At 64.8% G+C, this 26422-nt stretch carries 24 protein-coding genes; 9 read left to right on the forward strand and 15 right to left on the reverse strand.

Features of this window, described 5'->3' with window-relative positions; all coding sequences use genetic code 11:
• From IPK69_01965 to groL (IPK69_01985), 5 genes are all read right to left on the reverse strand, one after another.
• Complete coding sequence (locus tag IPK69_01965) at positions 1-408, reverse strand: hypothetical protein (protein QQS09414.1); 408 nt, start codon at positions 406-408, stop codon at positions 1-3.
• Between the two features lie 45 nt (positions 409-453).
• Positions 454-2073 (reverse strand): chaperonin GroEL, encoded by a 1620-nt coding sequence (gene groL / locus IPK69_01970; GenBank protein QQS09415.1) that lies wholly within the window; start codon positions 2071-2073, stop codon positions 454-456.
• Positions 2074-2129: 56 nt separating this feature from the next.
• The gene (gene groES / locus IPK69_01975) at positions 2130-2420 is read right to left on the reverse strand and encodes a co-chaperone GroES (GenBank protein ID QQS09416.1); all 291 of its coding nucleotides are present in this window, start codon (positions 2418-2420) and stop codon (positions 2130-2132) included.
• A gap of 96 nt (positions 2421-2516) precedes the next feature.
• A complete protein-coding gene (locus IPK69_01980) occupies positions 2517-3182 on the reverse strand; it encodes a VTT domain-containing protein (protein ID QQS09417.1) in 666 nt (221 codons plus the stop codon).
• A gap of 62 nt (positions 3183-3244) precedes the next feature.
• On the reverse strand, positions 3245-5011 hold the full coding sequence (gene groL / locus IPK69_01985; GenBank protein QQS09418.1) for a chaperonin GroEL: 1767 nt from the start codon (positions 5009-5011) through the stop codon (positions 3245-3247).
• A gap of 263 nt (positions 5012-5274) precedes the next feature.
• Here groL (IPK69_01985) and IPK69_01990 point away from each other — a divergent pair, with 263 nt between their 5' ends.
• From IPK69_01990 to queG, 4 genes are all read left to right on the forward strand, one after another.
• Positions 5275-6495 (forward strand): molybdopterin molybdotransferase MoeA, encoded by a 1221-nt coding sequence (locus IPK69_01990; GenBank protein QQS09419.1) that lies wholly within the window; start codon positions 5275-5277, stop codon positions 6493-6495.
• Between the two features lie 62 nt (positions 6496-6557).
• Positions 6558-7100: a cyclic pyranopterin monophosphate synthase MoaC gene (moaC, locus tag IPK69_01995; protein QQS09420.1), complete on the forward strand. Its 543-nt coding sequence runs from the start codon at positions 6558-6560 to the stop codon at positions 7098-7100.
• 41 nt (positions 7101-7141) lie between these two features.
• Positions 7142-7645 carry a MogA/MoaB family molybdenum cofactor biosynthesis protein gene (locus IPK69_02000; protein ID QQS10393.1) on the forward strand — a complete coding sequence of 168 codons (504 nt, stop codon included), beginning with the start codon at positions 7142-7144 and terminating at the stop codon, positions 7643-7645.
• A complete protein-coding gene (gene queG / locus IPK69_02005; GenBank protein ID QQS09421.1) occupies positions 7642-8799 on the forward strand; it encodes a tRNA epoxyqueuosine(34) reductase QueG in 1158 nt (385 codons plus the stop codon). Before IPK69_02000 ends, queG begins: the two co-directional genes overlap by 4 nt.
• A 6-nt stretch (positions 8800-8805) precedes the next feature.
• On the opposite strand, the gene IPK69_02010 is transcribed toward queG, so the two are convergent.
• The 4 genes from IPK69_02010 to IPK69_02025 form a co-directional block, all read right to left on the reverse strand.
• The gene (locus IPK69_02010; protein QQS09422.1) at positions 8806-9567 is read right to left on the reverse strand and encodes an enoyl-CoA hydratase/isomerase family protein; all 762 of its coding nucleotides are present in this window, start codon (positions 9565-9567) and stop codon (positions 8806-8808) included.
• Complete coding sequence (locus IPK69_02015; protein QQS09423.1) at positions 9564-10325, reverse strand: enoyl-CoA hydratase/isomerase family protein; 762 nt, start codon at positions 10323-10325, stop codon at positions 9564-9566. Before IPK69_02015 ends, IPK69_02010 begins: the two co-directional genes overlap by 4 nt.
• Positions 10326-10329: 4 nt before the next feature.
• Positions 10330-11289, reverse strand: a complete 960-nt coding sequence (locus tag IPK69_02020; GenBank protein ID QQS09424.1) for a hydroxymethylglutaryl-CoA lyase — start codon at positions 11287-11289, stop codon at positions 10330-10332.
• 116 nt (positions 11290-11405) lie between these two features.
• Positions 11406-12161, reverse strand: a complete 756-nt coding sequence (locus IPK69_02025) for a hypothetical protein (GenBank protein QQS09425.1) — start codon at positions 12159-12161, stop codon at positions 11406-11408.
• Positions 12162-12531: 370 nt separating this feature from the next.
• On the opposite strand from IPK69_02025, the gene IPK69_02030 reads away from it, so the two are divergent.
• Entirely contained in the window at positions 12532-12846 is a 315-nt protein-coding gene (locus IPK69_02030) for a hypothetical protein (GenBank protein ID QQS09426.1), read from the forward strand.
• Between the two features lie 14 nt (positions 12847-12860).
• Here IPK69_02030 and IPK69_02035 read toward each other — a convergent pair whose 3' ends face one another.
• On the reverse strand, positions 12861-13856 hold the full coding sequence (locus IPK69_02035; protein QQS09427.1) for a putative sulfate exporter family transporter: 996 nt from the start codon (positions 13854-13856) through the stop codon (positions 12861-12863).
• Between the two features lie 52 nt (positions 13857-13908).
• On the opposite strand from IPK69_02035, the gene IPK69_02040 reads away from it, so the two are divergent.
• From IPK69_02040 to IPK69_02050, 3 genes are all read left to right on the forward strand, one after another.
• Positions 13909-15123 carry an aminotransferase class V-fold PLP-dependent enzyme gene (locus tag IPK69_02040; protein QQS09428.1) on the forward strand — a complete coding sequence of 405 codons (1215 nt, stop codon included), beginning with the start codon at positions 13909-13911 and terminating at the stop codon, positions 15121-15123.
• 197 nt (positions 15124-15320) lie between these two features.
• Positions 15321-15905 carry a cysteine dioxygenase family protein gene (locus IPK69_02045; GenBank protein ID QQS09429.1) on the forward strand — a complete coding sequence of 195 codons (585 nt, stop codon included), beginning with the start codon at positions 15321-15323 and terminating at the stop codon, positions 15903-15905.
• A 138-nt stretch (positions 15906-16043) separates the two neighbouring features.
• A complete protein-coding gene (locus IPK69_02050) occupies positions 16044-17360 on the forward strand; it encodes an aminotransferase class V-fold PLP-dependent enzyme (GenBank protein ID QQS09430.1) in 1317 nt (438 codons plus the stop codon).
• An 89-nt stretch (positions 17361-17449) separates the two neighbouring features.
• Here IPK69_02050 and IPK69_02055 read toward each other — a convergent pair whose 3' ends face one another.
• The 4 genes from IPK69_02055 to IPK69_02070 all read right to left on the reverse strand — a co-directional run bounded on the left by IPK69_02055 (position 17450) and on the right by IPK69_02070 (position 23130).
• A complete protein-coding gene (locus IPK69_02055; protein QQS09431.1) occupies positions 17450-19252 on the reverse strand; it encodes a hypothetical protein in 1803 nt (600 codons plus the stop codon).
• A gap of 148 nt (positions 19253-19400) precedes the next feature.
• Positions 19401-20966, reverse strand: coding sequence for a carboxypeptidase M32 (locus IPK69_02060; GenBank protein ID QQS09432.1), 1566 nt, complete (start codon positions 20964-20966; stop codon positions 19401-19403).
• A gap of 173 nt (positions 20967-21139) precedes the next feature.
• Positions 21140-22438: a hypothetical protein gene (locus IPK69_02065; protein QQS09433.1), complete on the reverse strand. Its 1299-nt coding sequence runs from the start codon at positions 22436-22438 to the stop codon at positions 21140-21142.
• Positions 22435-23130, reverse strand: a complete 696-nt coding sequence (locus IPK69_02070) for a 16S rRNA (uracil(1498)-N(3))-methyltransferase (protein QQS09434.1) — start codon at positions 23128-23130, stop codon at positions 22435-22437. Before IPK69_02070 ends, IPK69_02065 begins: the two co-directional genes overlap by 4 nt.
• Positions 23131-23391: 261 nt before the next feature.
• On the opposite strand from IPK69_02070, the gene IPK69_02075 reads away from it, so the two are divergent.
• Positions 23392-24462 (forward strand): hypothetical protein, encoded by a 1071-nt coding sequence (locus tag IPK69_02075; GenBank protein QQS09435.1) that lies wholly within the window; start codon positions 23392-23394, stop codon positions 24460-24462.
• Between the two features lie 7 nt (positions 24463-24469).
• On the opposite strand, the gene IPK69_02080 is transcribed toward IPK69_02075, so the two are convergent.
• Positions 24470-26341, reverse strand: a complete 1872-nt coding sequence (locus IPK69_02080; protein ID QQS09436.1) for a sodium:proton antiporter — start codon at positions 26339-26341, stop codon at positions 24470-24472.
• Positions 26342-26422 lie beyond the last annotated feature (81 nt).

Below are 26422 nucleotides of genomic sequence, written 5' to 3' on the forward strand. Positions count from 1 at the left end.
CTATTGCGTCCTTTGGATCCATTCGCGTGCTTCAGAAAGCAGGCGAAATGGATCACTATGCGAACTGGCACTGTCATCAAAGTAGACGCCACGTGTCAATTCGAGGAGCACTCCAGCAACGATCATGGCTGATTGGCATTCTGTCTCATCAGAGTGCGTGACCAGCGTGCATACACAGTCACGCCCTTCAGGATCGATTCCGATATCTTTGCAAACGCTCGTATCGTCAATGTACCACTCGAAGCCGGCAGATTTCCCACCGAGTGTTGAAGGAAGAAATCCTGTATGTTCAAGGAGATTTGCGTGATCTATCTGTAGATCAAAGCCATGCATTCGCGAGCGATCTGCAACCGCATCTGTCGTCGGGATTCGATCCCGATGACAAACAACGCACTGTGACACTGACATCGTTCAATCTCCTATGTCAAGCATGTGCAATCGACTTGGAGAGTCCTATGCCGTCGCGCCGGTCGCCGCCTTCGAGTCCTCCTTGAGTTCGGTCACCAGCACATCGGTCGTGAGCATGAGGCCCGCGACGCTGGCGGCGTTGATGAGCGCGGTCTTCGCGACCAGGGCCGCATCAATGATCCCCGCCATCACGAGATCCACATACTCGTTGGTCGCCGCGTTGTAACCGACGGCACCCTTGGACTCCTTCACACGCTCAACGACGACGTCGCCATCGTGCCCGGCATTGTCGGCGATCTGGCGGCACGGTGACTCCACCGCCATCGCGACGATCTCATAGCCGATCTTCTCGTCATCGCTCAAACGACCCTTCTTCGCCGCGGCACGGATGGCTTCCTGCGTACGGAGGAGCGCCACGCCGCCACCGGCGACATAGCCCTCCTTGGCCGCCGCTCGGGTGGACTTCACCGCGTCGTCGACGAGGTCCTTGTTGGCCTTCATGACGGTCTCGGTGGCGCCGCCGACGGAGATCATCGCCACGCCGCTCGTCAACTTCGCGAGACGCTCCTGGAGTTTCTCGCGGTCGTAATCGCTGGTGGACTTGTCGTGCTGGGCCTTGATCTGCTCGGCACGGGCCTTGATGTCGGCCTTCTTGCCGGCGCCCTCGATGATGGTCGTGTCGTCCTTGGTGACAACGATCTTCTTGGCGCGGCCGAGTTCGGAGAGTTCGATGCTCTCGAGCGAGCGGCCGAGGTCCTCGCTGATGAACGTGCCGCCGGTGAGCACGGCGATGTCGCCGAGCATGGCCTTGCGACGATCGCCAAAGCCCGGCGCCTTGACGGCGCAGATGCGGAGCGTGCCGCGGAGACGATTCACGACGAGGGTCGCGAGCGCCTCGTTCTCGATCTCCTCGGCGATCAGGAGGATCGGCTTGCTCGACATCGCGATCTTGTTGAGCAGCGGCAGGAGATCGGGAAGATTGCTGATCTTCTTCTCATAGATCAGGATGTAGCAATCCTCGAGCACGCACTCGGCGGTCTTCGGATTGGTCATGAAGTAGGGCGAGAGGTAGCCCTTGTCGAACTGCATGCCCTCGACGTACTCCAGCGTCGTCGTCGCGGTCTTGCCCTCTTCGATCTCGACGACACCCTCGGGCCCCACCTTGCTGATCGCCTCGGCGATGAGTTCGCCGACATTCGCGTCGTGGTTCGCCGAGACAGTGGCGACCTTCTTGTAATCGTCCTTGCCCTTGCACTTCACGGCCATCTGGTCGATCGCCTCCGCGGCGATGGTGGCAGCGGCGTTGATCCCGCGGTGCAGGAGCACCGGGTTGGCGCCGGCGGCAACATGGCGCAGGCCCTCGCCGAAGATCGCCTGGGCGAGCACCGTCGCGGCGGTCGTGCCGTCGCCGGCCTTGTCGGCGGTCTTCTTCGCGACCTCGTGGACCATCTTTGCGCCCATGCTTTGGAATGGCTCGGGGAGCGTGACCTCCTTCGCAACCGAGACGCCATCCTTGGTGACCGACGGGCCGCCATACGACTTCTCGATGACGACATGGCGCCCGCTCGGGCCCATGGTGCACTTGACGGCATCGGCAAGACGATCAACACCCTTCTTCAGTTCAAGGAGAGCGGCGTCGTGGAACATAATTTGCTTCGTGGACATTTCGTACCTCGTGATGAATGCTGTGCGATGGACCGCGTGTGCCGTTTGTGAGTGATTCAGCCTTCGATGACGCCGAGAAGTTCGCTCTCGCGAAGGATCAGGTGTTTCGTCCCTTTGATCTCAACCTCGGTCCCGGCGTACTTGCCATAGACGACCGTGTCGCCCTTCTTGACGCTCATCTCGGCGCGCTTGCCGTTCTCCAGGCGCTTGCCCGGACCGGTCGAGACGACCTCGCCGCGCACGGGCTTCTCCTTCGACGCCTCGGGGAGATAGATCCCCGACGCGGTCTTGGACTCGGCTTCGATGGGCTTGACGAGAACGCGATCTTCGAGTGGTTTGACGGCCATTGGTGAGAGTCTCCTGACAAGTGATCAACAAGGATTCGATACTGTGTTTCCTGGAAACCGTTTGTGGCGCTCCAGTTGACGTCTATGGAGTGGGGCTCATGGCGTGGACCCCGTAGCTCGATCACGCCGACGAGCGAGCACCCACTCGACGGCTACGGGAATCAGCGATACGACGATGATGCCGATGATGACCGCCTCGAAGTTCGCGTTCACCCATGGAATGTTGCCAAACAGGTAGCCCGCCCCGATGCACACGCCGATCCAGAGGACTGCACCCGAGATGTTGTACAGCACAAACTTCGAGTAGTTCATCGCACCCGCCCCGGCGACGAAGGGGACAAACGTTCGAACGATCGGAATGAATCGACCGAGAATGACGGCCTTGCCGCCATACTTCTCGTAGAACTCGTGGGCGCGATCCAGGTGCTTGCGGTTGAGCGCACGCTTCCAGAACGTGTCTGTGAGTTCGTTGCGAAAGACGCGTGGCCCAATCCATTTGCCGAGGTGATAGTTGACCGCGTCGCCAAGAATCGCGGCCACAACCAGAAGGACGCTCGCGATCCACAGCGTCATCGAACCACGAGCACACAAGGCCCCGACCGTGAAGAGCAGCGAGTCGCCCGGGAGAAACGGTGCAACGACAAGTCCCGTCTCCGCGAAGATGATCGCGAAGAGCAGGCCATAGACCCAAGGTCCGTGGCTGGCGATGAACCCGTCGAGAAACCCGGGGAGATCGCGGAAGATGTCGAGAAACTGCTGCATTCATTGCTCGACGCCAAGGTCTGCGACATGGCAGGACCGCCTTGGAAACGATCGGGTTCCGATTAGAACCCCATCCCTCCCATGCCGCCCATTCCACCCATGCCCGGCATGCCGCCCATGCCACCCATCCCGCCGCCCATGCCGCCACCAGCGGGCGAGGCCTCCTTGGGCTCGGGCTTGCTCGTCACGATGCAGTCCGCCGCCAGAAGAATGCTCGCCACGCTCGCCGCGTTCTGCAGCGCCGAGCGATCGACCTTCGCCGGCGTGATCACACCCTGCTCCAGCAGATTGCCATACTCCAGCGTCAACGCGTTGAAGCCGAAGTTGCTCTTCGACTTCGCGGTCCCGCCGTCGGAGACCTTCTGCACGACGACCGTTCCCTTTGCGCCCGCGTTATCGGCGAGCGTCTGGAGCGGAACGGCCATCGCGGTGTACACCGTGCGAACGCCCGCGGCAAAGTCGAACGCGAAACGACCGACATCCTCGGCGGTCTTGTCGTCGTGGTCGTCGCTCGCCTTCCCGAAGACCTTCTTGTACTCCTTCATCTCGGCGATCGCCTTGCGCGCCTGGATGAACGAGACCCCGCCGCCGGGAACGATGCCCTCGGCCACCGCGGCACGCGTCGCGTGGAGCGCGTCCTCGATGCGGGCCTTCTTCTCCTTGAGTTCGGCCTCAGACGCCGCGCCGACCTTCACCTGCGCCACGCCGCCCGCGAGTTTCGCCAGACGCTCCTGGAGTTTCTCGCGGTCATAGTCGCTGGTGGTCCGCTCGATCTCGCTGCGGATCTGGGCGATACGCGCCTGGATGGCCTTGGTCTCGCCCGCGCCCTCGATCACGGTCGTGTTGTCCGCGTCGATCTCGATCTTCTTCGCCAGGCCCAGGTGCTTGATCTCGACCTTGTCGAGTTCGAAGCCCAGGTCCTTCATGACCGCCGTCGCGCCTGTCAGGATCGCGAGGTCCTCGAGCATCGCCTTGCGACGATCGCCATACCCCGGCGCCTTGACCGCGGCGACGTTCAGCGTGCCACGCAACTTGTTGATCACCAGCGTCGAGAGCGCCTCGCCCGTCACGTCCTCGGCGATGATGAGCAGCGGCTTCTTCGCCTTCATCACTTGCTCGAGGATCGGGATCAGTTTCTGCACGCTCTCGATCTTGTCCTCGTGGATGAGCACGAGGCATTTTTCGAGCTCCACCCGCATCGCGTCCGGATCGGTCACGAAGTTCGCCGACAGGAACCCGCGGTCGAACTGCATGCCCTCGACGACCTCGATCTGCGTGTCGAGGCCCTTGCCCTCCTCGACCGTGATCACGCCGTCCTTGCCGACCTTCTCGAACGCGTCGGCCATGATCTTCCCGATCTCCGGGTCGTTGTTCGCCGAGATCGTCGCGACGTTCTGGATGTCCGCCTTGCCCTTGATCGGCGTTGCCATGTCGTCGATCGACTTTGCCGCCACCTCGACCGCGCTCTTCATCCCACGAACCAGCGCGTTCGCATCAACGCCCGCGGCGATGTGACGAAGACCCTCGCGGAAGAGCGCCTCGGCCAGGACCGTCGCCGTCGTCGTGCCGTCGCCGGCCTCGTCGCTCGTCTTGCTCGCCGCTTCCTTCACAAGTTTCGCGCCCATGTTCTCGGCCTTGTTCGCCAGCTCGATCTCCTCGGCGACCGAGACCCCGTCCTTCGTCACCGTCGGGCCGCCCCACGACTTGTCGAGCACCGCGTTCCGTCCGCGCGGCCCGAGCGTGGCCTTCACGGCCTTGGCGAGTTTCTCCACGCCGGCGAGCAGGGCCTGACGAGCCTCGATGTCAAAGACGAGTTCCTTGGCGGGCATATGCACATACTCCTCTGTGATGACCGTGTGTTCTTCAGTCGTTCGTGTGTTGTTCAGGCCCGGTGCCGATCGCCATCGCGGGCGCACCACAACCATAATGAAGCACTAGGCAACCAATGTGCCAACTCACCAAACTCCGAACCTCAAACAAACTCGCACATTCGATCGGAATTCGCCCGTTTCCATGTGCCAGGAAGGCTCTGGGGGTCCTCAGCCTGCCGACTTGGCAGGCCATTCATTCCCGGCGGCCCAACAATGCCCCGATGCCCGACACGATCCCGAACCCGCCACAACTCGACCACCCCAACGAGGCCATCGCAGCCTTCCAAGGAGCGACTCGTCCGGTTGGTGTCTCGCAGAGCCCTCTCGGTGCCGCCGCTGGCCGGGTACTCGCCCGACCCATCCTCGCTGACCGCGACAGCCCGCCGCTCACTGTCTCGTCCATGGATGGCTTCGCCGTCCGTGCCGCGGAACTGTCGGGCCAGGATGTATCACTCCCGATTGCCGTCACTTGCCACATCGGCCGGCCGTGCGAGATCTTGCCCAAAGGCAGCGTCGCCCGCATCGTCACCGGCGCGCCCATGCCCGAAGGCGCCGACACGGTCGTCCCCAAAGAGAACGCGATCGAGAGCGATCACGTCTTCCGCCTTCGCCCCGACGCACCACCCCTCGTGCGCGACTCGTTCGTCCGCCATCGCGGCGAGAACGCGAAGACTGGCGACAAGATCCTGACCCCCGGCGAGCCCCTCATGCCCGCCAACATCGCCGCCGCCGCGGCCTTCGGCGCAAACACCATCGACATCCACGAAAGAGTCCGTGTCGCTGTCGTCATCACAGGCGACGAACTCGCGACCCACGACGGCACGATCGAGCCATGGACAATCCGCGATTCCAATAGCGCCACACTCACGGCCATGTTCTCGACGCTGCCCTGGATCGAGTGGGTCGGCGTGTGCCGCGTCGCCGACACGCTCACGGCCGTCCGTGCCGGGCTGGAGAACGCACTCGAGTCCGCCGACGCCATCATCGTGACCGGCGGCGTCTCCATGGGCGAGAGCGACCACGTCCCCGCAGCCATCCGCGAGATCAACGCGACCACGCTCTTCCATCGCATCTCCCAACGCCCCGGCAAGCCCATGCTCGGCGCCGTCACCTCGACCGGCGTGCCGATCTTCGCCCTCCCGGGCAACCCCGTCTCCGTCGCTGTTACCTCACGAAGAATCGTCCTCCCTGCCCTCGCGCACCGCGCCGGCATCACACGCATGCCCGCACCAGCCGCGGTCTCTCTCGACAACCCCGACCACAAATCCCTCCACCTCGTGTGGCATCGCCCCGTGCGCTTCACATCCGCAGGCCACGCCGAACTCATCCCCACCCAAGGCTCGGGCGACATCGTCTCGATAGCCCGCTCCGACGGCTTCATCGAGATCCCCATGCAGACACCGTCGGCCGCGGGGCCTTGGCCGTTCTATCCCTGGACCTGAGCCGAGTTTCCCCTGAGACGTCTGTCATGCACTGTTCACCACACGCCCACGTAGACTCATCCATGCCCGACCCCGCACCACGCACAGCCTCACCACACACGCCACTCTCGCACCTCGACGCGAACGGCCAGACCCGCATGGTCGACGTCGCCGAAAAACCCATCACCGCGCGCGAGGCCACCGCCGAGGCCTTCGTCCGCTGCTCCGAGCCGCTCCTCCGCGCCATCCGCGAGAACACCCTGAAGAAGGGCAGCCTCATCGACACTGCCCGTCTCGCCGGCATCATGGCCGCCAAGCGCACCGACGAACTCATCCCCCTCTGCCACACCCTCCCCCTCGACCACATCGACGTTTGCATCGACATGCTCACCGATCGCCTCTGGATCCGCGCCACCGCGCGAACCACCGCCCGCACCGGCGTCGAGATGGAAGCCCTCACCGCCGTCACCGTCGCCGCTCTCACCGCCATCGACATGGGCAAGGCCATCGACAAGGCGATGATCATCGAGGGCGTGCGCATCACCTCAAAGAAAGGTGGGCGCAGCGGCGAGTATGTCGCCCCATCAACCACTCCCACCACACCGCACGAAGTGAGGAACGCGTAACCATGCCCCCGCTCCCCGCCGCCGCTGCTCTCCATCGCCCGATCCAGGCCGCGGTCCTGACCATCAGCGATCGCTGCTCGCGAGGCGAGGCCGTCGATCTCTCCGGGCCGGCGCTCGTCGAACGATGCCGCGAGGTCCTGGGCGCCGATCGCGTCGAGACGGCCTGCGTCCCCGACGAGGCCGACCTCATCGAGTTCCGCCTCCGAGCCTGGTCCACCCTCGACGCCGGCATCGACCTCATCCTCACCACCGGCGGCACAGGCCTCGCCCCACGCGATGTCACGCCCGAGGCCGCCATGCGCGTCATCCAGCGCCCCCACAGCGGCCTCATGGAACTCGCCCGTTCCCGAAGCAGCGCCAAGACCATCCGAGCCTACATGTCCCGAGGCGTCGCCGGCGCGTGCAACTCCACGCTCATCCTCACCCTCCCCGGCTCGGTCAAAGGATGCACCGAACAGTTCGACGCCATCGCCGAACTCCTCCCCCACGCCGTCGATACGATCCGAGGCGACGTCACCGACGACGGCCGAGGCCAAAGGGCATGAAGCCCGCGCGGCGCCTGCCCAAGCCCAAGACACTCGAACTCACAACGCCCCCACCACCCGGCGGCGAAGCGCTCTCGCACTTTGTTCTCGAACTCTGCCATCGACTCGGCTTCGCCGCCGTGGGCGTGGGCCCCGCCACACCCATCCCCCACGCCGATGATCTCCGCGAATGGCTCACCGCCGGCAAGCATGGTGAGATGCGGTTCATGTTGGACGATCTCGTCGTCCGTCTCGATCCCTCCCGCGTGCTCGAGGGCACCAAGTCCATGATCATGGTCGCCGACGCGTACGCCCACCACGCGCCGAACGAACAACCCGCCTCTTCGCCATCACACGACTCCAAGCCACAACGCCCACGCGGGGTCATCGCCCGCTACGCCCAAGGCAGCGACTACCACCACACCATCAAGCGCCGTCTCCGCATGCTCGCCGACACCCTCCGCCCCCACTTTCCCGGGCACACCTTCCGCTCCTACGCCGACACCGCACCCATCCACGAACGCGAGGTCGCCGCCGTCCTCGGCCTCGGCTGGATCGGCAAGCACACCCTCCTCATCAACCCCAACCTCGGCAGTTACCTCCTCCTCGGCGGCATCGGCACCTCGCTCGAACTCCCCAAGCCCCGCGACCAACATCCATTCGAGGACCACTGCGGCTCGTGCACACGCTGCATCGACGCCTGCCCCACCAAGGCCATCACGCCCTACACGGTCGACGCCCGTCGCTGCATCAGTTACCTCACCATCGAGCACGAATCACCGATCGCCGAGGAGTTCGAACGCCCCATCGGCTCATGGCTCGCCGGGTGCGACATCTGCCAGGACGTCTGCCCGCACAACTCGAAGCACGCCGCACGAGAACGAGACTTCCATATCCAACCCGAGTACTCGCCTCGCCGCGATGGATTCGATCTCCTCGAAGTCCTCCGCTGGACCGAACGCGACCGCCGAAACGCCTTCCAGACCTCGGCCCTGAAGCGCCTCACGCTCGCCATGATGAAACGCAACGCGCTCATCGCCCTCTCGAACCACATCCAAAGCACCGGCGATCGCTCGCTGCTCGGCGCCTTCGACGACGTCGCCTGGCGCGCCGCAGAGCCGCAGAGCGTGCGCGAACTCGCCTCGCGACTCGCCCGCCGACTTCGCCAAGATTGAATCGCGTCACGACGACATCTTCGCCCTGAGCATCGCCTGCGCCTCGGGCGTCGCCAGCACCCTCGCCGACAACGCCGCCCCCTCTCGCGCGAGGTCGTGATCCAGCGAGTCATCCAGCGTGTTGAGCAGCGACTTGGTCGCCTGGAGCGCCATCGCCCCACCTGTCGCGATCCGCTCCGCCATTCTCGACGCCTCGCCCGCAAGCGCCTCACGCGACGCTGCCACCGCGTCCACCATCCCGATCGCGTGTGCCTCGGCCCCAGACATCAGCCCGCCCGAGAGCAGCACCTTCCGCGCCCTCCCCGGCCCGATCTTCCGCACCAGCCACGGCGCCACCACCGCGGGGCACACACCAAGATCAACCTCCGGGAACCCCAACTTGCTATCCGCGTGCGTGATCGCAAGATCGCACACGCACGCCAGACCGCACCCGCCACCGATCGCCGCGCCATTCACACACGCCAGCGTCACCTGGGGCAACGCCCGGATCTTGATGCACAACTCGCCCAGCAGCGAAAGCAATCGATGCGCCGCCGCAGTGTCCGAGAGCACCGCCTTGAGATCCATCCCCGCGCAGAACGCCTTCCCGGCCCCCGTGATCACGACGACCTTGTCCTTGGAACGCTCGAGTGAGTCCACACGTGCGTGCAGCGATTCGAGCAAGTCGATCGAGAGCGCGTTCCGCGCCGCCTCGCGGTTCAGCGTGAGCGTCGAGACCCCGCTCGCCGACGTGAGCCCTGTCAACGAGTGATTCGTCTTTTCGTTCATGGCGTTTTCCTCCACACCGTGCTCGCGAGCGTGCCCAGCGCCTCCCGCTGCTCCGGATTGTCCGCCAACTCCAACGACGCGTCGAGCGACGCACGTGCCTCGCGTTCCGTCGGCCCCGTCAATCGATTCAGCCACGCCTTCGTCGCCGAAATCGCCCACGCAGGCTTCCCCGCCAACATCGTGGCGACAGCACGGGCTCGATCCAACACCTCGTCCGGCAACTCCACGATCTCATGCACCAGCCCGATCGCGTACGCCTCCTCACCCGTGTGCAACACCGGATCGAGTTGCCAACCCCGCGTCGCCCCGTCGCTCGCCACCGATCGCAGATACGCCGCCGACACCGCCGGCGAGATCCCCAGAGGCACCACCGGATACCCAACCCTCGCCCCGCGATCCGCAACCACCACATCCGCGCCACCAAGCAGCGCACACCCGCCCGCGATCGCCGCCCCATGGCACGCCATCACCACGGGCACATCCAGCGATCTCAACTCGCCGACGCACGCCGAAAGTCCGGTGAGCAGTCGCGCCAGCGTCCCGGGCTCGGCGTGGCACAACACCAGATCAAACCCGCCGCAGAAGACCTTCCCCTCGCCACGCACAACCACCGCCCGCGCCGACGACCCGCGCACCGATCGCAACGCGGCAAGAAACTCGTCCAGCATCCCCGGCGTCATCGCGTTCCGCTTCTCTGGACGAGCCAATGACACCACCGCCACCGGCCCCTCAAACTGGAGCGTCACAAGCGATCCCACGGCGTTACTCCGCCCCGCCTGTCGCGTCATCGCTCTCGGGCGAACGCCTCGTCACCGCCACGATCGACCGCGCAAACGCCGCCGCCTCCGCCAGCCGATCCGTATTCACGCCAGTCTTGTACCCCGCGCCGTGCACCGCTTTGATGAGCGTCTCGGTCGCGATGTTCCCCGGCGCCCGCCGCTCCTTCGTGCTCGCGTACGGACACCCGCCCAGCCCGCCCGCCGACGAATCAAACGATCGGATTCCCAACTCGAGCGCCCGAACCACACACTCCGCCGCCCGACCGAACGTGTCGTGCAGGTGCAGCGTCACGAGCGGCCTCAACGAGTGATCCGCCAGTGCCGCTTGCACCACCTCGATCACCCGACCCACCGTCTCGGGCGTCCCCACGCCGATCGTGTCCCCCAGATCGATCTCCGTGAACCCCATCCGACAGAGCTGCACCGCGATCTCCGCCACCCGCGCCGGATCCGTCGGCCCGTCAAACGGGCACGCCACCGCACACGAGATGTACGCCCGCAGCGCGATCGAGTGCTTCTGCGCCAGATCCACCACCGGCACAAACCGCTGGATCGACTCCTCGATCGACGCGTTGGTGTTCTTCAGCGAGAACGCCTCGCTCGCCGCCGTGAACACCGCGACCTTGTCCACCACACGGATCCCCGCCGACTCATTCGCATCGAGCGCCGCCCGCATCCCCTTCTCGTTCGGCACCAGCGCCGAAAATATCGGCGACGCCCCAAGATCCGCCCGCAACGACGCGGCCAGCGCAAACACCTTGTCCGCGTCGCCCAACTGCGGCACCCACTTCGGACTGACGAAACTCGACACCTCGATCTCGTCCACGCCCGTTGTCGAGAGTAACTGCACCAGGCGGAACTTCTGCGTCGTGCTGATCACGCCGGGCTCGCTCTGGAGTCCGTCGCGCGGGGCGACCTCGGTGATGCGCACTCGTCCGGGCATGGGCGGAAGAGTGTACACCAAGGCCCACGATCCATCGCCCGCCCACCAAAAATGAAGCCGGCGCCCCGATCACGGAGCGCCGGCCAGTGTGCAATGTATCGAGATCACCCAACCAATCAGCGGCGACGACGACGCAGCGCCAGCAGCGAACCCGTCGCGAGCAGCGCCAGCGATCCGGGCGTCGGCACCACGCTCAACTCCACGACCGAGTCGTTGAAGTCGTAATCCGAGAAGTCCTGACCCGCGATCCGGTCCTCCCAGAAAAGGAGCCACGTCGACGCATTGGGGCTCTGCGGGTTGAAGACTTTGTACATCACCATCTGGTCGCGCCCGGTCTCGGTCGCGTCCAGGTTGTCCGCCATACGGCTGGTGAACTGGTTCTGTGTCAACCGGTGGTTGTTCAGAGCGAACCGGAAGTTCGACGACAGCGTGACCGTCGTGTCCGCCCCGATGTCCCGGGTGTCAAGGATCGACTGGAACGAGCCATCGCCCGTGTCGTCACGCCATCCGAAGGTCGCGATGTCCGTCGCGTACCGGGCGCGAGCCGTCAGCGTGATCGGCCCCGAAGAACTGAACCGCTGGTCCGTGTTCTGCAGCGGATCGCCGCTCGCGAGGTCCAGAGGCTCCGAAGCCCCGAAGTCATACACACGGGTCGCGGTGATCCCCGCCCCGTTCACAAAGTTCACCTGGTTCTGCGTGAAGGTGTCGCCATACAGCATCGCAAAGATCTGCTGGTGGCTCAACTCCTCGACCTTCGTCGGCGCGTTGACCGTCGTGTACCCGGCGATCCCCGCCGAGGCCTGACCGGCGATCATCCCAAACATCGCGATTGCCCCCGCGACAAGGGTCCCCCTCCCAAGAACTGACAGCATCACACACTCCCTCTCTAGAGTTTTGCCCAAACGAACGACTCGGAGCGCAACCCTATCGCAAACCCAATAACACCAGACGTTTACAACGCCTGCCGGGTCAGTCGATACCATGCTCCAAGAGGAATGTGCGCCAAAATCCCAAAAAAACCAGGAAAATGGACGACTCTTGCGCAGTTTTTTTTGTTCTCAGACGCCCAACCACATCTCCGTGCCGAATAACCGCATCCGGACCGCTCACTTTCGCGCATCGACTGCGCTCGAGAACGAGAACTGGGGCAATCTTCGTCCCTCGTCCGATACCACTACCCCAGCTTCTTTGAGCGACCACGCCCTACGAATCCAACCAAGACCATCCACGGAGCCGAGTTGAATGGCAGACAACTGGTCCATCCAGGACGTACGGCAAGCGAGCGGGGTCATCCCCATCCGCGTCGCTCAGGCTTATGGCATTCGCCAAACGTCAAACCAAACATCAAACGTCCAGGCGGCCACCGCCCCGACGAAAGCCCAAGACCCCCAGGCCGCGGCACGAATCTCCCGCCTCGTTGCGGGCGTCGTCCCGGGCAAAGTCTCCTTCGAGGAAGACTCGCCCCGATCCTCGATGTCGATCTATCGCCATGCTGGCGAACGCGTCGAAGCCGCCGTCGGCGTCGAGGCCGGCCGCCGCATCGACGTGAACGCCTAATCGCGCTCAATCTCTTACCCCGGCAACGACACCGTCGCTCGGATGACCAGCAGTGATCCCACCGCCACGAGGATCCACAGGACCGTCGCGTGCACCAGCGCGCGCCAGCCCACGGCCTTGAGCGTCGCCCACGTCAGCGCCGCCCCGATCAGAAACAATGCCACCTTGAACCCCTCTCCCGAGAGGAACTTGATCCAACGGTCCATCGCCCCCAGCGTCTCCCCTGAGAGCCACGCGTTCGACGCCACCAGGCTCCGCACGCCGCTCGCTGCCACAAAGAAGAGGATGAACCAAGGGAACGCTGCCTTGGGCCGAGGCGTACCACTCGCCTCGTCATGCCCGCGATGGAACCACTTCCCCGCCGCGAGCGAGAGCGGCAGGATCCAGATCACCCTCGTGAGTTTCACGATGTTCGCCGTGTCGAGCGCCAGCCCCGGACTCCCCGCGGGATCGTGCCCATAGGACCGAGCCGCATCCGCCACCGACGCCATGTCATGCAGCGCCACCCCGGCCCACGTCCCAAACTGCAACGCGTCAAGTCCCAGCACATGCGCGATATGAGGCAGCGTGTACAACCCGATCGCGTTGAGGATGAAGATCGCCCCCGTGCTCACCGCCATCGCGCCAGCGCTCGCCGCGATTGATGTCCCCACCGCCGCGATCGCCGTCGCCCCACAGATCGCCGTCCCCGACGAGATCAGCACCGTGCTCTCGCGCCCCGCGCGGAGCACACGCCCCAGCACCAGCCCCGCCACCAGCGTCGTCACGATCGAGCCAATCGTCAGTGCGAACGCGTCCGCCGCCGCCGCGAAGAGTTCCGCAAGATTCAGCCGAAGCCCCAGCGCCACGATGCACGCCTGCATGAGGAACCGCGAGACCTTCCTCGACTCCTTCGGAAACGCGTTCAGCCCCAGCAGCCCCACCACCATCCCCACCGTCAGCGTCACCTGCCCGGGCACACTCGGCACCAGCGACGCCAGCACCAACGCGACAAAGATCGCGACAACCACACTTCGGGGAATGGATGACGGAGACTCGGCCACGGGCGGCTAGTGTATTGGCATGAGCGCCCCGTTGCCCAATCCCAGCGAACTCGCCACACACTGGGACCTCGACCAAAGCACCGTCTACCTCAACCATGGCAGTTTCGGTGCCACACCACGCCGCGTCCGCGAGGCCCAGCACCACCTCCAGACCGATCTCGAGCGCGAGCCTGTCCGCTTTTTCGTCGAGAAACTCGAGGCCGCAATCGACCGCTCACGCAAGGCCATCGCCCCACTCCTCGGCTGTCCCTGGGACCAGGTCGCCCCAGTCCCCAATGCCACCACCGGCGTCGCCACAGTCCTCGCCTCGGTCGTCGACCAGAAACTCATCGCGCCCGGCGATGAACTCCTCGCCACCGCGCACGAGTATCCCGCCTGCCTGAACAATCTCCGCCGCGCCGCCAGACAAGCCGGTGCGCGCGTCGTCACCGTCGATCTCCCCTTCCCGGTGCGCCACGCCGATGAGATCCTCGAGCGCATCCTCGACGCCGTCACCCCTCGCACACGCCTCGCGCTCATCAGCCACGTCACCGCCGCCAGCGGCATACGCCTCCCCGTCGAACGCCTCGCCCCCGAACTCGAAACGCGCGGCGTCCGAGTCCTCATCGACGGCGCTCACGCCCCCGGCATGCTCGACCTCAACCTTGCCACCCTCGGCGCCACCTGGTACACCGGCAACGCCCACAAGTGGATCTGCTCCCCCAAAGGCTCCGCCATCCTCTGGGCCTGCGACGCCGTGCGCGACGCCCTCCGTCCCCTCGTCCTCTCCAACAACGCCGAACGCCCCAAACCAGGCCGAGACCGCTTCCTCACCGAGTTCGACTATCAGGGCACCAGCGACCCCACACCCTTCGCCAGCGTCGCCGACGCCGTGGAGTGCATGGCCTCCCTCGTCCCCGGCGGCTGGCCCGAGATCCGCCAGCGGAACCACAACCTCTGCCTCGCCGGCCGCGACATCCTTTGTAAGGCCCTGGGCCTCGAGCCTCCCGTCCCCAACGACATGCTGGGCAGCATCTCCACCCTCACCCTCCCCGCCGCGGCCAACACTCCGCCCGCCCCCACCCGCTACCACGACCCGCTCCAGGACGCCCTCGTCGACCGCCACCACATCCAGGTCCCCGTCTGGAGCCTGCCCAATGGCACACGCTGCCTGAGAATCAGTGCCCAGGTGTACAACTCCCTCGACCAATACCGCTACCTCGCCGACGCCCTCAAGGCCGAACTCCGCCGATAATCGCCGCATCTGAGACCCTACACAATCTCGTGGCACAGGCGTCCCGCTTGTGTCTACTCCTTCTACAAGTTCACCCCACACCGATACTCTTTCCACCCCGCTGCGCCACGAATCCCCCCGAAGCGCCGGGCTTGACAGATGTGGTATGCTGTAGTTCTCGCCCGGCCTTTTACTCCAGGTCCACTCCGGAGTCTCGCATGGTCTCCGCCCAAACATCCTGCCCCAACGCCACGCGGAACTACCCCAAACTCGCCGAGGTCATCGACTATCTCGGCTCGCTCCAATCTCGCGCCGACCTCGCGATCCTCAGCGACCTGCTCTCCAAGTTGAACGTCTCCCGCCACGACATCGCCCCCGCCTGCGTCTTTGGCGCACGTGGCTACCGTCGCAACACCATCTGCGAGACCCAGTGGTTCGAACTCCTCGCCCTCTGCTGGCGCAGCGGCGACTGCACCCCCATCCACGACCATCGCGGCGTCAGTTGCGCCTTCCGCATCGTTGAGGGCACGGGCACCGAGATCCGCTTCCAGAAAACGCCTTCCGGACTCGTCTGTCCCGTGGAGGCGATCAGCATGCCGCCGGGCTACGTCTGCGCCGCCGATGAGCCCGACATCCACCAGGTCTCCAACATGCAGGCCCCGGGCAAGGACCTCATCACGCTCCACATCTACTCGCCGCCCATCCAGAAGATGAACACATACCGCTTCGCCCAGTCTGTCTCCGCCGAGTGCGCCGATCGCTACGACAACTGCGAGATCGCCTCCGACGACATGCCCTGCTGACGCCCGGGCTCCATGAATACTCGCCGACATTCGGCCTTCATTCGCGTCCATCCCCCCACACTCAAATATCACGCCCGACGCTCACGCGACAGACCACGCGCAAGCCGATATTCTTGTCCCATGAGCACGGATGCCAGAGTGAGAGAGCGCGGTGGGATCGGCGGGCGAGGGATGGAGATCCAGGGCGTGCCCTATCGGCGCGTCGCGGTCGACCAGTCCGACGATCTCCGCCACACCACCAGAGCCACCGACTTCTGGGCCCTCGATCCCACGATCACCTTCCTCAACCACGGCTCGTACGGCTCCACGCCCCGCGCCGTCCTCGAAGCCCAATCCAACTTCCGCGAACGCATGGAGCGCGACCCCGTCCGATTCTTCAAGGTCGATCTCGAGCGACTCTTGGACGACGTCCGCGAACGCCTCGGCACGCTCCTCAACTGCCGAGCCGCCGACCTCGCCCCCATGCCCAACGCCACCGTCGCTCTCAACACCATCCTCCGAAACAGCGGCGTCGGCCCCGGCGACGAGATCCTCATCAGCGACCACGAGTACATGTCGGTCGTCAACGAACTCGAACGCTTCGCCGCCGCCACCGGCGCCAAGGTCGTCAAGGCCAAGGTCCCCTTCCCAATCCACAACTCGGATCAGGTGACCAAAGCCTTCCTCGACGCCGTCACCCCCAACACGCGCCTCGCCTTCGTCGCCCACATCACCAGCGCCACCAGCCTCATCTTCCCCGTCGAGAAGATCGTCCCCGCCCTCATGGCCAAAGGCATTGAGGTCTGCGTCGATGGCGCCCACACCCCTGGCCAGATCCCCGTGGACATCCGCGGGCTGAACCCAACCTTCTACGTCGGCAGTTTCCACAAGTGGATGAGCGCCCCCAAGGGCACCGGCTTCCTCTGGGTCCGCCCCGACAAGCAGGTCTCGCCGCGCCAGTTCCGCCCGCTCAGCCTCTCCAGCCGTGCCCATCGCGTCCGTCCGGATCGCGCCCTTTTCCTCCGCGACTTCGATTACGTCGGCACCGACGACTACACCGGCATCCTCGCCGTCCCCGCCGCCATCGACGCCCTCTCCAGCCTCTACCCCGGCGGCCTCAACGAACTCATGCGTCGCAACCACGAGATGATCCTCCGTGGCCGCGACGCCGTATGCCGGATCCTCGGCGTCGAGTCCTCCGCCCCAACCTCAATGATCGGATCCATGGCCACGATCCCCCTCCCCGATCCCGACCCGGAGTTCGCCGATCGCCCCACGCTCTACGACGACCCGCTCCAGGATCGCCTCGTCGAACGCCACAAGGTTCAGGCCCCAGTCTGGCGCCTCGGTGCCGACAACCAGCGCGTCATCCGCATCAGCGCCCAGGCCTACAACCGCATCGACGACTTCGAAACGCTGGGCCACGCCCTCGTCGAAGAGTTGGCCGCCGAACGCACGCGCAAAGCCATCGCCTGAACAGCAAACTCCACCGTTCTGCAAATAGAAAAGGCCCGCGGCATCGAACCGCGGGCCTTGGTGTTGGACTCCATCAACTCAACGCGGGATCAGCACCCGCCCTGGAATCGCACAATGAAGTAGAGCAGGTCGTCGATGGTGACGGCACCATCGGTCGTCCCCGTCCCCGTGCCGTCGTCAACGTCCGCCGCGGCCACGCCGCCCTGGAAGAGCGAGATGTAGTACAGCAGGTCGTCGATGGTGACGGCCCCGTCGCTCGCGCCCGTGCCGCTGCCATCATCGACATCCGCGACGCACGCAGGAGTCCCGCCGGGCACCGGCACGCTGACGTTCAACGCGTTCCCGCCATTCCCGGGCTTGAAGAAGACGATGGACGCATCGCCATTGCTCGGTCCCTCGGTCGCCGTGAACCAGTACGTGTAGCACGTCCCCCACCGCAGCGCGTTCGCGTTGGCGTTCTGGTCCGATGTCGCGCCGCACGACCACCGGATCTCATTGGGCGACTCGGAGAACGCCCAATCGGTATTGTCATACGGCTCGCCCGAGTGGCTGAAGACATCATGGAACCCCGTGGCGCTGATCGTCGCCCCGCTCTTGGGCACGACGAACGACGCCGCCGAGCGGTCCGAGTTCACGTTGTGCACCGCGTACACATACGTCCACGTCCCATCGCCGTTGTCGGTGACCTTCGAGCCGACGACGAACCGGGCCATCAGCCCCGCGCCGGCGTCATAGTCCGCCTCGACGATCGTTACGCTCGGGTCCGCCGCCGCCCAGGCCCGCATCGCGACCTGCTGCTGCACCGTCGGCCCGGCGAACGCGGGCGTCGTCGCGCTGGCCATGTTCACAAGGCGATAGGAGACGTTGTTCCGTCCGTTGTCCCATTGCGCGTCGTCACGAGTGACATAGTGCGCCTCGCCGATGTACTGCGCGCCCACGTTCTGCGCCGGGTCCACGTCGGCCATCGCCACTTGCAGACGACGCCCAATCCCTGACGCGGCAACCGGCGGAACGATGTACCCCGCGCCCGGACTGGTGAACGGATACGGATACTGCCCCGTCGTCGCATTCACGTGGCTCCGCGGCCCAAGCAGACCCTGGTCCCCGTTGAGGCCCGTGCCGTACGGATCCGAGCACGCGATCCCCAACTGCGCCCCGCCGTCCGGCGGATCGATGCACGAGCCGCAGTAGTTCCCGTTCACCGAGGCAAAGCCGTGCTTCAGCCACGACTGCCCGATCTGCATGAACTTGCCGTCCTTGATGCGATACAGGTTCTGTGCAATCACCGGGTGCCGGTTGTCGTTCGCATACCACGCCACCGGCGCATTGCCCAGATTGCACGACGTCGTCCCGATCGAATACGCACGCAGGCTCCCGCTTGTCGCGAAGTACTGGATGCCATTGAGATCACCTACGTAAACATCCGGCCCATCCGTCGGCGGCGGCGGCGGCTCTGCGAACGAGATGTTCAGAGTAAATGCTCCCGAGGACCCACCATACCCACCCATGCGGATGTAGTACGTGTTCCCCGCCGTCACCGTCGCACGCGCCTCGCTCTGCAGCCCGCACGAGTCGTCGTTGCACCCCACGACGCTCCCGCCCGCGCTCGGGCACGCGTCATAGATCGTGATCGACGTGTCCCACGACGCCCCGCCGCACGTCGACGCGATCAACTGCCGATCCTCCGTCGGTTGAACCTTGAACCACGTCGCCACGCTGCTCGAGCCACACGAACCGCCCCCCTCGGTCGAGCCTCCCGCGCTCGTCCCCGTGAACGAACCCTGCGAGACCAACGTCGCCGTGGCGCATGGCACCGCCTGCCCAAGTGCGGAAAGTGACATGCACGACCCGGCCGCCAGCGCGACCACACCGTTCAGCGAGAGCGTTCGCATTCGACGATCCTCCAAGTTCTGCCCCACAAGTTCGAGAGATCAACATCCGACGGCATCGCCGACCGGACCCGCTCAGAATACCAGAATCCACCCCGATCGCCAACCCCGCAGTTCGGAATCCGTTACGTTTGCATTGAGATTTTCGGACCTACAGCCGGTACACGTCCGCCGCACGCCCTTCCAGGTGCCGGAGCAACGCCTCGGAAGTAAGTAACTTTCCGGTCACTCGTTCACACAACTCCGCCGCGTGGTACCGCCGCCCGTGCCGGTGGATGTTGGTCCGCAGCCACTCCAACAACGGCCCAAACTGCCCCTTCGCGTGCTGCTTCGCCAGATCCGGAATGTCAGCGTTGATCTTCTCCCAGAACTGGGCCGCATAAAGGTTCCCCAGCGTGTATGTCGGGAAGTACCCCACAAGCCCGAACGACCAGTGGACATCCTGCAGGCACCCGCGCCGATCGTCGGGCACCTTCACCCCCAGATAGTCCTTGTACTTCCGATTCCACGTCGCGGGCAGGTCCGCGACCTTGAGATCGCCCGCGACCAGCGCCCGCTCGATCTCGAACCGGATCATGACGTGCATGTTGTACGTCGCCTCGTCCGACTCCACACGGATCAGGGACGGCGTCACCGTGTTCACCGCCTTGTACAGCGTCTCGGGCTTGTACTTCGACAACGCCGTCCCCACGATCTTCGTGCTCTTGGGAAGCAGCCACTTCCAGAAGGGAAGGCTCCTTCCAACGAAGTTCTCCCACATGCGGCTCTGGCTCTCATGCATCCCCAACGAGATCGCGTCGGCGAGCGGCGTCCCGAAGAGATCGATCGTGCCGTTGTTCGACGTTGCTGGGGGCAGTTTCGGCAAGCCCTGCTCGTACAGCCCGTGCCCGGCCTCGTGCATCGTGCTGTAGAGCGCATCGGTGAAAGCCTGATCCTGGTACCGCGTCGTGAGTCGCGTGTCGCCGGGCGCCATGCCGGAGCAGAAGGGGTGCGTCGTCGTGTCCAAGCGTCCGGCATCGAGGTCGAACCCGATCGACTTCATCACCATGAGCCCCAGCGCGTGCTGCTTGTCCGCGGGGATCTTGGCTTTCAGACACGCCGTGGGAACCTTGACCGTCTTCTTCGCCGACTCCACTCGCATGATGAGATCGGTCAGTCGATCGCGGAGGGGGTTGAAGGTGGCCGTGACCTGGACCGCCGTCGCCCCTGGCTCGTACTCATCGAGCAGCGCGTCGTACAACTCGCCGCCCTTGGGGACGCCATAGCACTTTGCCTTCTGTCGCTGCAACTCGAACATCTTCTCGAGCCACGGCGCGAACCCTTTGAAGTCGTCGTCGGCCCGTGCCTTCTTCCACGCGTCCTGCGCCAGACTCCCCACACGCGCGAGTTCCGTGACGAGTTCCTTGGGGAGTTTCGTCGCGAGGGAATAGTCACGCCGGATCTCGCGGATGTTGGCGGCCCGTGCCGCGTCGCCCATCACGCCGCCGTCCCCCTCGCACGCCGCGAGCAGGTCCGCGATTCGAGGGTTCGTCTTTCGCTCGTGCGTCAGACTCGCAAGCGTGGCCTGCTGCTCGGACCGGAAGGCCGACCCCGCAGGCGGCATGTACGTCTCCTGGTCCCACCCCACCAGCGCGGCGACCGATCCAATCGTCGCGGCCTCGCGCAGCGCCGAGCAGAGTTCAACGTACGACGAGGGAAGCGTGGCGTGTTTCGACATTGACATTCCGTGTGTGGATGGTTGCGGTTGTGATACGACAGCAGAACAAACTACTCAATCTCGTGGAGCAGGCGGCCAGCCTGCCGCTTCTTCTCCTAACTCATCTCAATCGTCTTCACCGAACTGGCATCGAGCCCCAAGCGAATGATGATCCAGTACGACTCACGTCGAAACTACCGCCCGAGCGCGTGCTCGAGCGCGAGAACCGAGTACGACGTGATCAACACCGGATTGTCCTCCATCCAGCGATCATCGACCGACCGGAACGAGCCGTCGGAGTTCTGGAGCGTGAGGAGTTTCGCCACAAGTTCGTCGGCCCACTCGTGCTTCTTGACCCCGCCTTCGCCCTTCACGTCGATCGTCGCGATGTTCCCGGCGCTCAGCGCCCGCGAGAGCATCAGGTAGTAGTAATACAACCCGTCCGTCCCCGCGCCTGGGTTCTCCTCGAGCGTGTAGTTCCGCATCATCCACTCGTGCGCGAGCCGCACGCGCGGATCATTCGCCCGAAGATTCGCATACAGGTAACTCTTGAACCCGGCGTACGTCATGCTCCCATAGGCCCGCAGACGGCTCACCACCGTCCCATCATCGAGCGTCTCCTCGATCGTCGCCGCGGCCTGGGACTGGCCCGAGCCGACCTGGTCCTTGTTCACGCTCGTCGCGTACACGAACCCGCCCTGCCTCGATCCCTTCGCGTACGGCATGTCGTTGATCGTGATGACCCCCGTCGCCGAGTCCGCCTTCTCCGCCATCTGGCATCGCTGGAGGAAGACAAGCGCCCGCTGAATCGAAGCGTCTGAAGCATCCACGCCCGCGTCATGCAGCGCCTGGACCGCGAACGCCGTGTTCGACATGTCAGGACGCCCGTGCTTGCCATAGCCCCACCCGCCATAGAACGCGTGGTCCTTGTCGACCTTCTCCGCGCCCTCGCCGAGATCCGCCTGGATGATCGCCCCCTCGCCATACTGCAACGACTTCAGGAACGCGACGGCCTTCTTCACCGCCTCCTTGGACTGAGGCGTGTTCACCTTGGAGAGTGCCGAGATGCAGATCGCTGTGTTGTAGTTCGGCAGGATCTTGTCATAGAACCCGCCGTCGGCCTGTTGCGAGTTCAGGATGAACTTTACTGCATCTTGGACGAGGGCGCTCTCCATCGGCGTCGCGGGATCGAGCAGATACCCCTGCAACGCCAGCGCCGTGATCGCCGGGAAGTTCGGGCGCTTCTCATCGATGCACCATCCGCCGGTCGCCTTGTCCTGCTGGCTCGCGAGAAACTCGTGCGCCCGCGTGAGCGCGGCCTGTGCCCGGATCCGATTCTCCTCGCTCACGTGGAACGCAGGCTGCGAGCGAATCGCCATCTCGCCCGGCTTCGAAGCCTGTTGGGCGGAGGCTTCGCCCATAAACGCCCCACACACGCCCATCACGCCGAGCAACGACGCGACCAAGGACCTCGACACGCGATTCATTGTCATTCTGGACCTCCTGTGGACTTGGTGAGTGTACGGTCGCTCCGAACGAGCATCGCCACCGCCGCCGCGGCCACAACCGCTGCCGTTTCAATTCGAAGAACGTGGGCCCCCAGCGACATGGATCGAACGCCATGCTCCCGGCACATCGCGAGTTCCTCAGGCGAAAGCCCACCCTCAGGCCCCACGATTACCCGGATCACAGAATCTGCAATGCCCGCTCGAACGCACGACTCAAGCCGTACACCACCGGCATCAGCAACGAGCGTGATCACACCGGATTCTCGCGCCGAATCCTCCACCACTGCGCGCAACTCCACGGGATCACCGATCTCCATCGTCCACGCCCGACCGCACTGCTTCATCGACTCCAAGGCCACGCGACGAAGCCGCTCCATCTTCCCCGTCCGTGGCTCCACCACCGTCCGCTCCGCCAGCAGAGGCACATACTCATCCGCCCCCACCTGGCTCAACTGATCGATCATCATCTCCAACCGATCACCCTTGGGCGGAGCGGCAAACACCTCGATCCGGGGCTTTGACGCCGGCACGACCTGCCGATCGCGTATCTCCACAGTGACCATAAATCCAGACTGCTTCGTCGGCCTCGTGATCGACTCCACCACTCCCGCCGCCGTCGCCCCGCGTCCATCGAAGAGTTCGACCGCCTCGCCCACTTCCAGGCGTTTCGATCGCACGGCATGGTGGGCCTCCTCACCCGTCACGGGCACCCGTTCGTGGAGGTCAAACGCGGGCGAAAAAAAGCGGTGGCGTCCCATAGCACTCGATGTTTGGACTTCCGGGCTGTTTGGATGGGAGAAAACGTGGCTACTGTCGGGCGTGTCCGCCGTTGGCGTGGAGTCGGCCCTTCACAAGGCCGATTTCTGCACGGGATCGACACGACCACGGAGGTTATTGGGCGGACGCCCCCGAATCGAGCGTCCTCACCCACTTTGCCCATGACGGACAAGCAGAGCGACATCTCCGATTCGATCGAGGCGGCCGAGGACGCCCAGGACCTCGACGCCGCCCTTGCCGAACTCGCCGAAGCCCAGGGCGACATCGATGTCGACATTTCCGAACTTTCCCTCGACGATCTCGAGTCCCAGGTCGAGAGCCTCCTCAGCGAGATAGTCGTCACGCCCGAACACGACGACGCGCCGATGGGCAACCTCGGCGATGTGGCCGCTGACCCGATCGCCGACAACGAAGCCGCACAGACTGCGATCGAGCCTCTCGCCGAGAACGAGGCCATCCCCGAGATCGCCGCCGACGACGACTCACTCGCCGCCGCCATCGAGGACGCCGCACACGCCGCTGATCTCACCGACGAACGTGAGCCAACGACTCAGAAGAGCGATCCCGCCGAGAGCGAGTTCGCTGAGCCCGCCGCGCAGGCCGACGAATCATCAGCCATCACCGCGCAGGCCGGAGACCTCCCCTCTCTCGACGCCCAACTCGCCGAGATGACCGAGACGATGCTCTCCGAGCCGTCACCAGATTCACCAGCCGCCCAATCCGAGTTCGCCGCAAGCGTCGTTGAGGCTTCCTCCGATACGCCCCCGCCTCCCGGTCACACCGAATCCCCCGAGCCGCCCCAGCCCACCGCACCCGAACCCGAGCCAAAGCCACGGGTTGCCATCGGCGCCCACGTCCAACGCGTCGCCTTCACGCTCCTGAATCCGCTCTCGAAGCCGCTCGAGAAGGCCTCACCCGAAATCCGCCACACCGTCGGCTGGGTCGGCGTCGTCACGCTCTTCATGGGCGCCGTGATGTGGGCGGTTGTCCTCACACGCGCCCCGAAGGAATCCGGCGCGGCACCCCCATTCGACCTCGCCAATGCCTCGCTCCCCGAGGTCCACGTCGGAACCAGCACACCCTTGCCCAGCGCGAGCGACCACGCCGAAGCCGCCGGGCACGGCGAAGCCCCAAAGAAAGAAGCCTCGCACGCTCCCACGAAGTCGACCTCCCACGCCTCCAAGAAAAGCAAATCCCCGGCGAAGAAGAAAGAAGCCAGTAGCGGGCACTAAGCGATCCTCACGCGGACGCTGACCCATCACCCTCGACCACCGGGTCGGGATCCGGCTTCGACTCACTCGACGCTGCTCCGCCGTTCCCCTCGACCCCATCAGCCTTCATGACGTCGAGAACCATCGCCGTTCCCCCCTTGGGAACCGGCGTTCCGCCAAGCCCAGGCCCAAGTCCGAAGCGCTGCTTCTCATCCACCCACGCGAGCACGGGCGTCGTCGCCTCACCACCCTCCAACGCCCTCACGTGCTGCATGTCGAACTCGACGCTGCTGATCGCTCCTCGGCACGTCATCAGCGAGCCAGACCCCTCGCCGGGCTTCTGCTCAGGCCAGGCCCCGGCGTGCCCCTCGCCCAATCGCTCGATCCCCCAACGCCGAACCACGCGGTCGACATCCACATTTCCCGTCCACGCGACGAGCCAGCCCTGATCGGGTCTGAAGACGGCCTCGTCCATCCAGCGCGGGTCGGTCGCGTCGCCCTCGACCGTCGGGATCCCCGCGCGAGCCGCCGCATTCACACGATCCGAGTTCGTATCGATGAGCAGTACCGGAACCTTCCGCCGTACCAGTTGCGTCGCCAGTTGCTGCCCCAGTTTGTGAGCCCCCACGATGACGACGGCATTCCGCACGCCCGCGCGAACCCGCAGGACCGACGCGACCAGCCCCCCCGCCGAACCGGCGAAAGCGACTGTCACAAAGATCACGAGAAAGACCAGCGTCTCGATCTGCTGGGCGTGGCGTGAGATCGCGATCGCCGATTCGCTCGCCGTGGCCAACTCCTCTTCGGGAAGTGAAAGTCGTACAGCCGCGACCGACGCCATCGACGCCGCCACGATCCCGCGCGGCGCGAACAGCCCCGCAAAGAGCCGCTCATTCACCGAGAGCCGCGATCGGATCGTCGAGACAAACACGCTGACAGGCCGCACAAGCAGGAAGAGCACACCCACAAACGCCGCGTCGAGCCACGAGATCGACGTGATCCGGGACCACTCCAATCGCGACGCGAGCAGAATGAACAACGCGCCCACGAGAATCGTCGCGATCTGCTGCTTGAACGTCCGAAGATCCCGCGTCCCCGAGATGTTCGCGTTCGCGAGGATCACCGCGGCCACCGTCGTCGCCACCAGCCCCGCTTCGGGGGCCGCACTCTCCCCAAGTCCCACCGCCAGCATGCACGTCCCGAGCGCGAACAGATTCAAATGCGTCGGGTCCAGACGCCCACGCCGAACCAGGAATCGCAGCACGCTCCGCCCAAGCACACCCACCACCACCCCGATCACCGCACCACCAAGGAACGGCACCGCCAACAACTTGAAAACACCGGAGAACGGATTCTCGAACGTCCCGTGCTGATACAGCAGGACCAACTCGAGCGTCGAGATCGCCACAATGACGCCAATCGGGTCGATCAGGACGCCCTCGGCGCTCAACGCTGCGTGCAGATTCGGCTTCAGCGGTAACCGTCGAAGAATCGGCTGGATCACCGTCGGGCCCGTCACGATCAGGATCGCTCCCAGGACCAGCGAGTTCGCCCACTCCAAGCCCACGACGTAGTGTGCGGCCAACGCCACCCCGATCCATGTCAGGAGCGCCCCGATCGTGAGCAGCCCCCACACCGCGCGCGGCGCCTTCCCCAGTTCATGCTTGTCCAGGTGCAGCCCGCCCTCAAAGACAAGCAAACCGATGGCCACAGAGATGAACGCGCGCAGCGACTCTCCCAGGCTGTTCCCATCGACCACCCCCAACCCAGCCCCGCCAAGGCAGACGCCCGTCACCAGCAGCGGCAAGACCGCCGGAAACTTGAACCGGTCGCACGCCACGCTCACCAGCGCACCGACACCGACCGCCAACGACAGGCTCTGTGTCGCCATCTCTTTCATGAGAGTCCCTTCATGCGGGCAGAGTGTAACCGGCGAGAGACGCCACGGTCGCAGCAACGCAAAATCAATCACCGAGGAAAC

The organism is Phycisphaerales bacterium (assembly GCA_016699835.1).
Lineage (GTDB): Bacteria > Planctomycetota > Phycisphaerae > Phycisphaerales > UBA1924.

Coding starts and splice junctions, on each gene's coding strand:
- IPK69_01965 (QQS09414.1), bottom strand. CDS start 408: ATGTCAGTGTCACAGTGCGTTGTTTGTCATCGGGATCGAATCCCGACG.
- groL (QQS09415.1), bottom strand. CDS start 2,073: ATGTCCACGAAGCAAATTATGTTCCACGACGCCGCTCTCCTTGAACTG.
- groES (QQS09416.1), bottom strand. CDS start 2,420: ATGGCCGTCAAACCACTCGAAGATCGCGTTCTCGTCAAGCCCATCGAA.
- IPK69_01980 (QQS09417.1), bottom strand. CDS start 3,182: ATGCAGCAGTTTCTCGACATCTTCCGCGATCTCCCCGGGTTTCTCGAC.
- groL (QQS09418.1), bottom strand. CDS start 5,011: ATGCCCGCCAAGGAACTCGTCTTTGACATCGAGGCTCGTCAGGCCCTG.
- IPK69_01990 (QQS09419.1), top strand. CDS start 5,275: ATGCCCGACACGATCCCGAACCCGCCACAACTCGACCACCCCAACGAG.
- moaC (QQS09420.1), top strand. CDS start 6,558: ATGCCCGACCCCGCACCACGCACAGCCTCACCACACACGCCACTCTCG.
- queG (QQS09421.1), top strand. CDS start 7,642: ATGAAGCCCGCGCGGCGCCTGCCCAAGCCCAAGACACTCGAACTCACA.
- IPK69_02010 (QQS09422.1), bottom strand. CDS start 9,567: ATGAACGAAAAGACGAATCACTCGTTGACAGGGCTCACGTCGGCGAGC.
- IPK69_02020 (QQS09424.1), bottom strand. CDS start 11,289: ATGCCCGGACGAGTGCGCATCACCGAGGTCGCCCCGCGCGACGGACTC.
- IPK69_02025 (QQS09425.1), bottom strand. CDS start 12,161: ATGCTGTCAGTTCTTGGGAGGGGGACCCTTGTCGCGGGGGCAATCGCG.
- IPK69_02030 (QQS09426.1), top strand. CDS start 12,532: ATGGCAGACAACTGGTCCATCCAGGACGTACGGCAAGCGAGCGGGGTC.
- IPK69_02040 (QQS09428.1), top strand. CDS start 13,909: ATGAGCGCCCCGTTGCCCAATCCCAGCGAACTCGCCACACACTGGGAC.
- IPK69_02045 (QQS09429.1), top strand. CDS start 15,321: ATGGTCTCCGCCCAAACATCCTGCCCCAACGCCACGCGGAACTACCCC.
- IPK69_02055 (QQS09431.1), bottom strand. CDS start 19,252: ATGCGAACGCTCTCGCTGAACGGTGTGGTCGCGCTGGCGGCCGGGTCG.
- IPK69_02060 (QQS09432.1), bottom strand. CDS start 20,966: ATGTCGAAACACGCCACGCTTCCCTCGTCGTACGTTGAACTCTGCTCG.
- IPK69_02065 (QQS09433.1), bottom strand. CDS start 22,438: ATGACAATGAATCGCGTGTCGAGGTCCTTGGTCGCGTCGTTGCTCGGC.
- IPK69_02075 (QQS09435.1), top strand. CDS start 23,392: ATGACGGACAAGCAGAGCGACATCTCCGATTCGATCGAGGCGGCCGAG.
- IPK69_02080 (QQS09436.1), bottom strand. CDS start 26,341: ATGAAAGAGATGGCGACACAGAGCCTGTCGTTGGCGGTCGGTGTCGGT.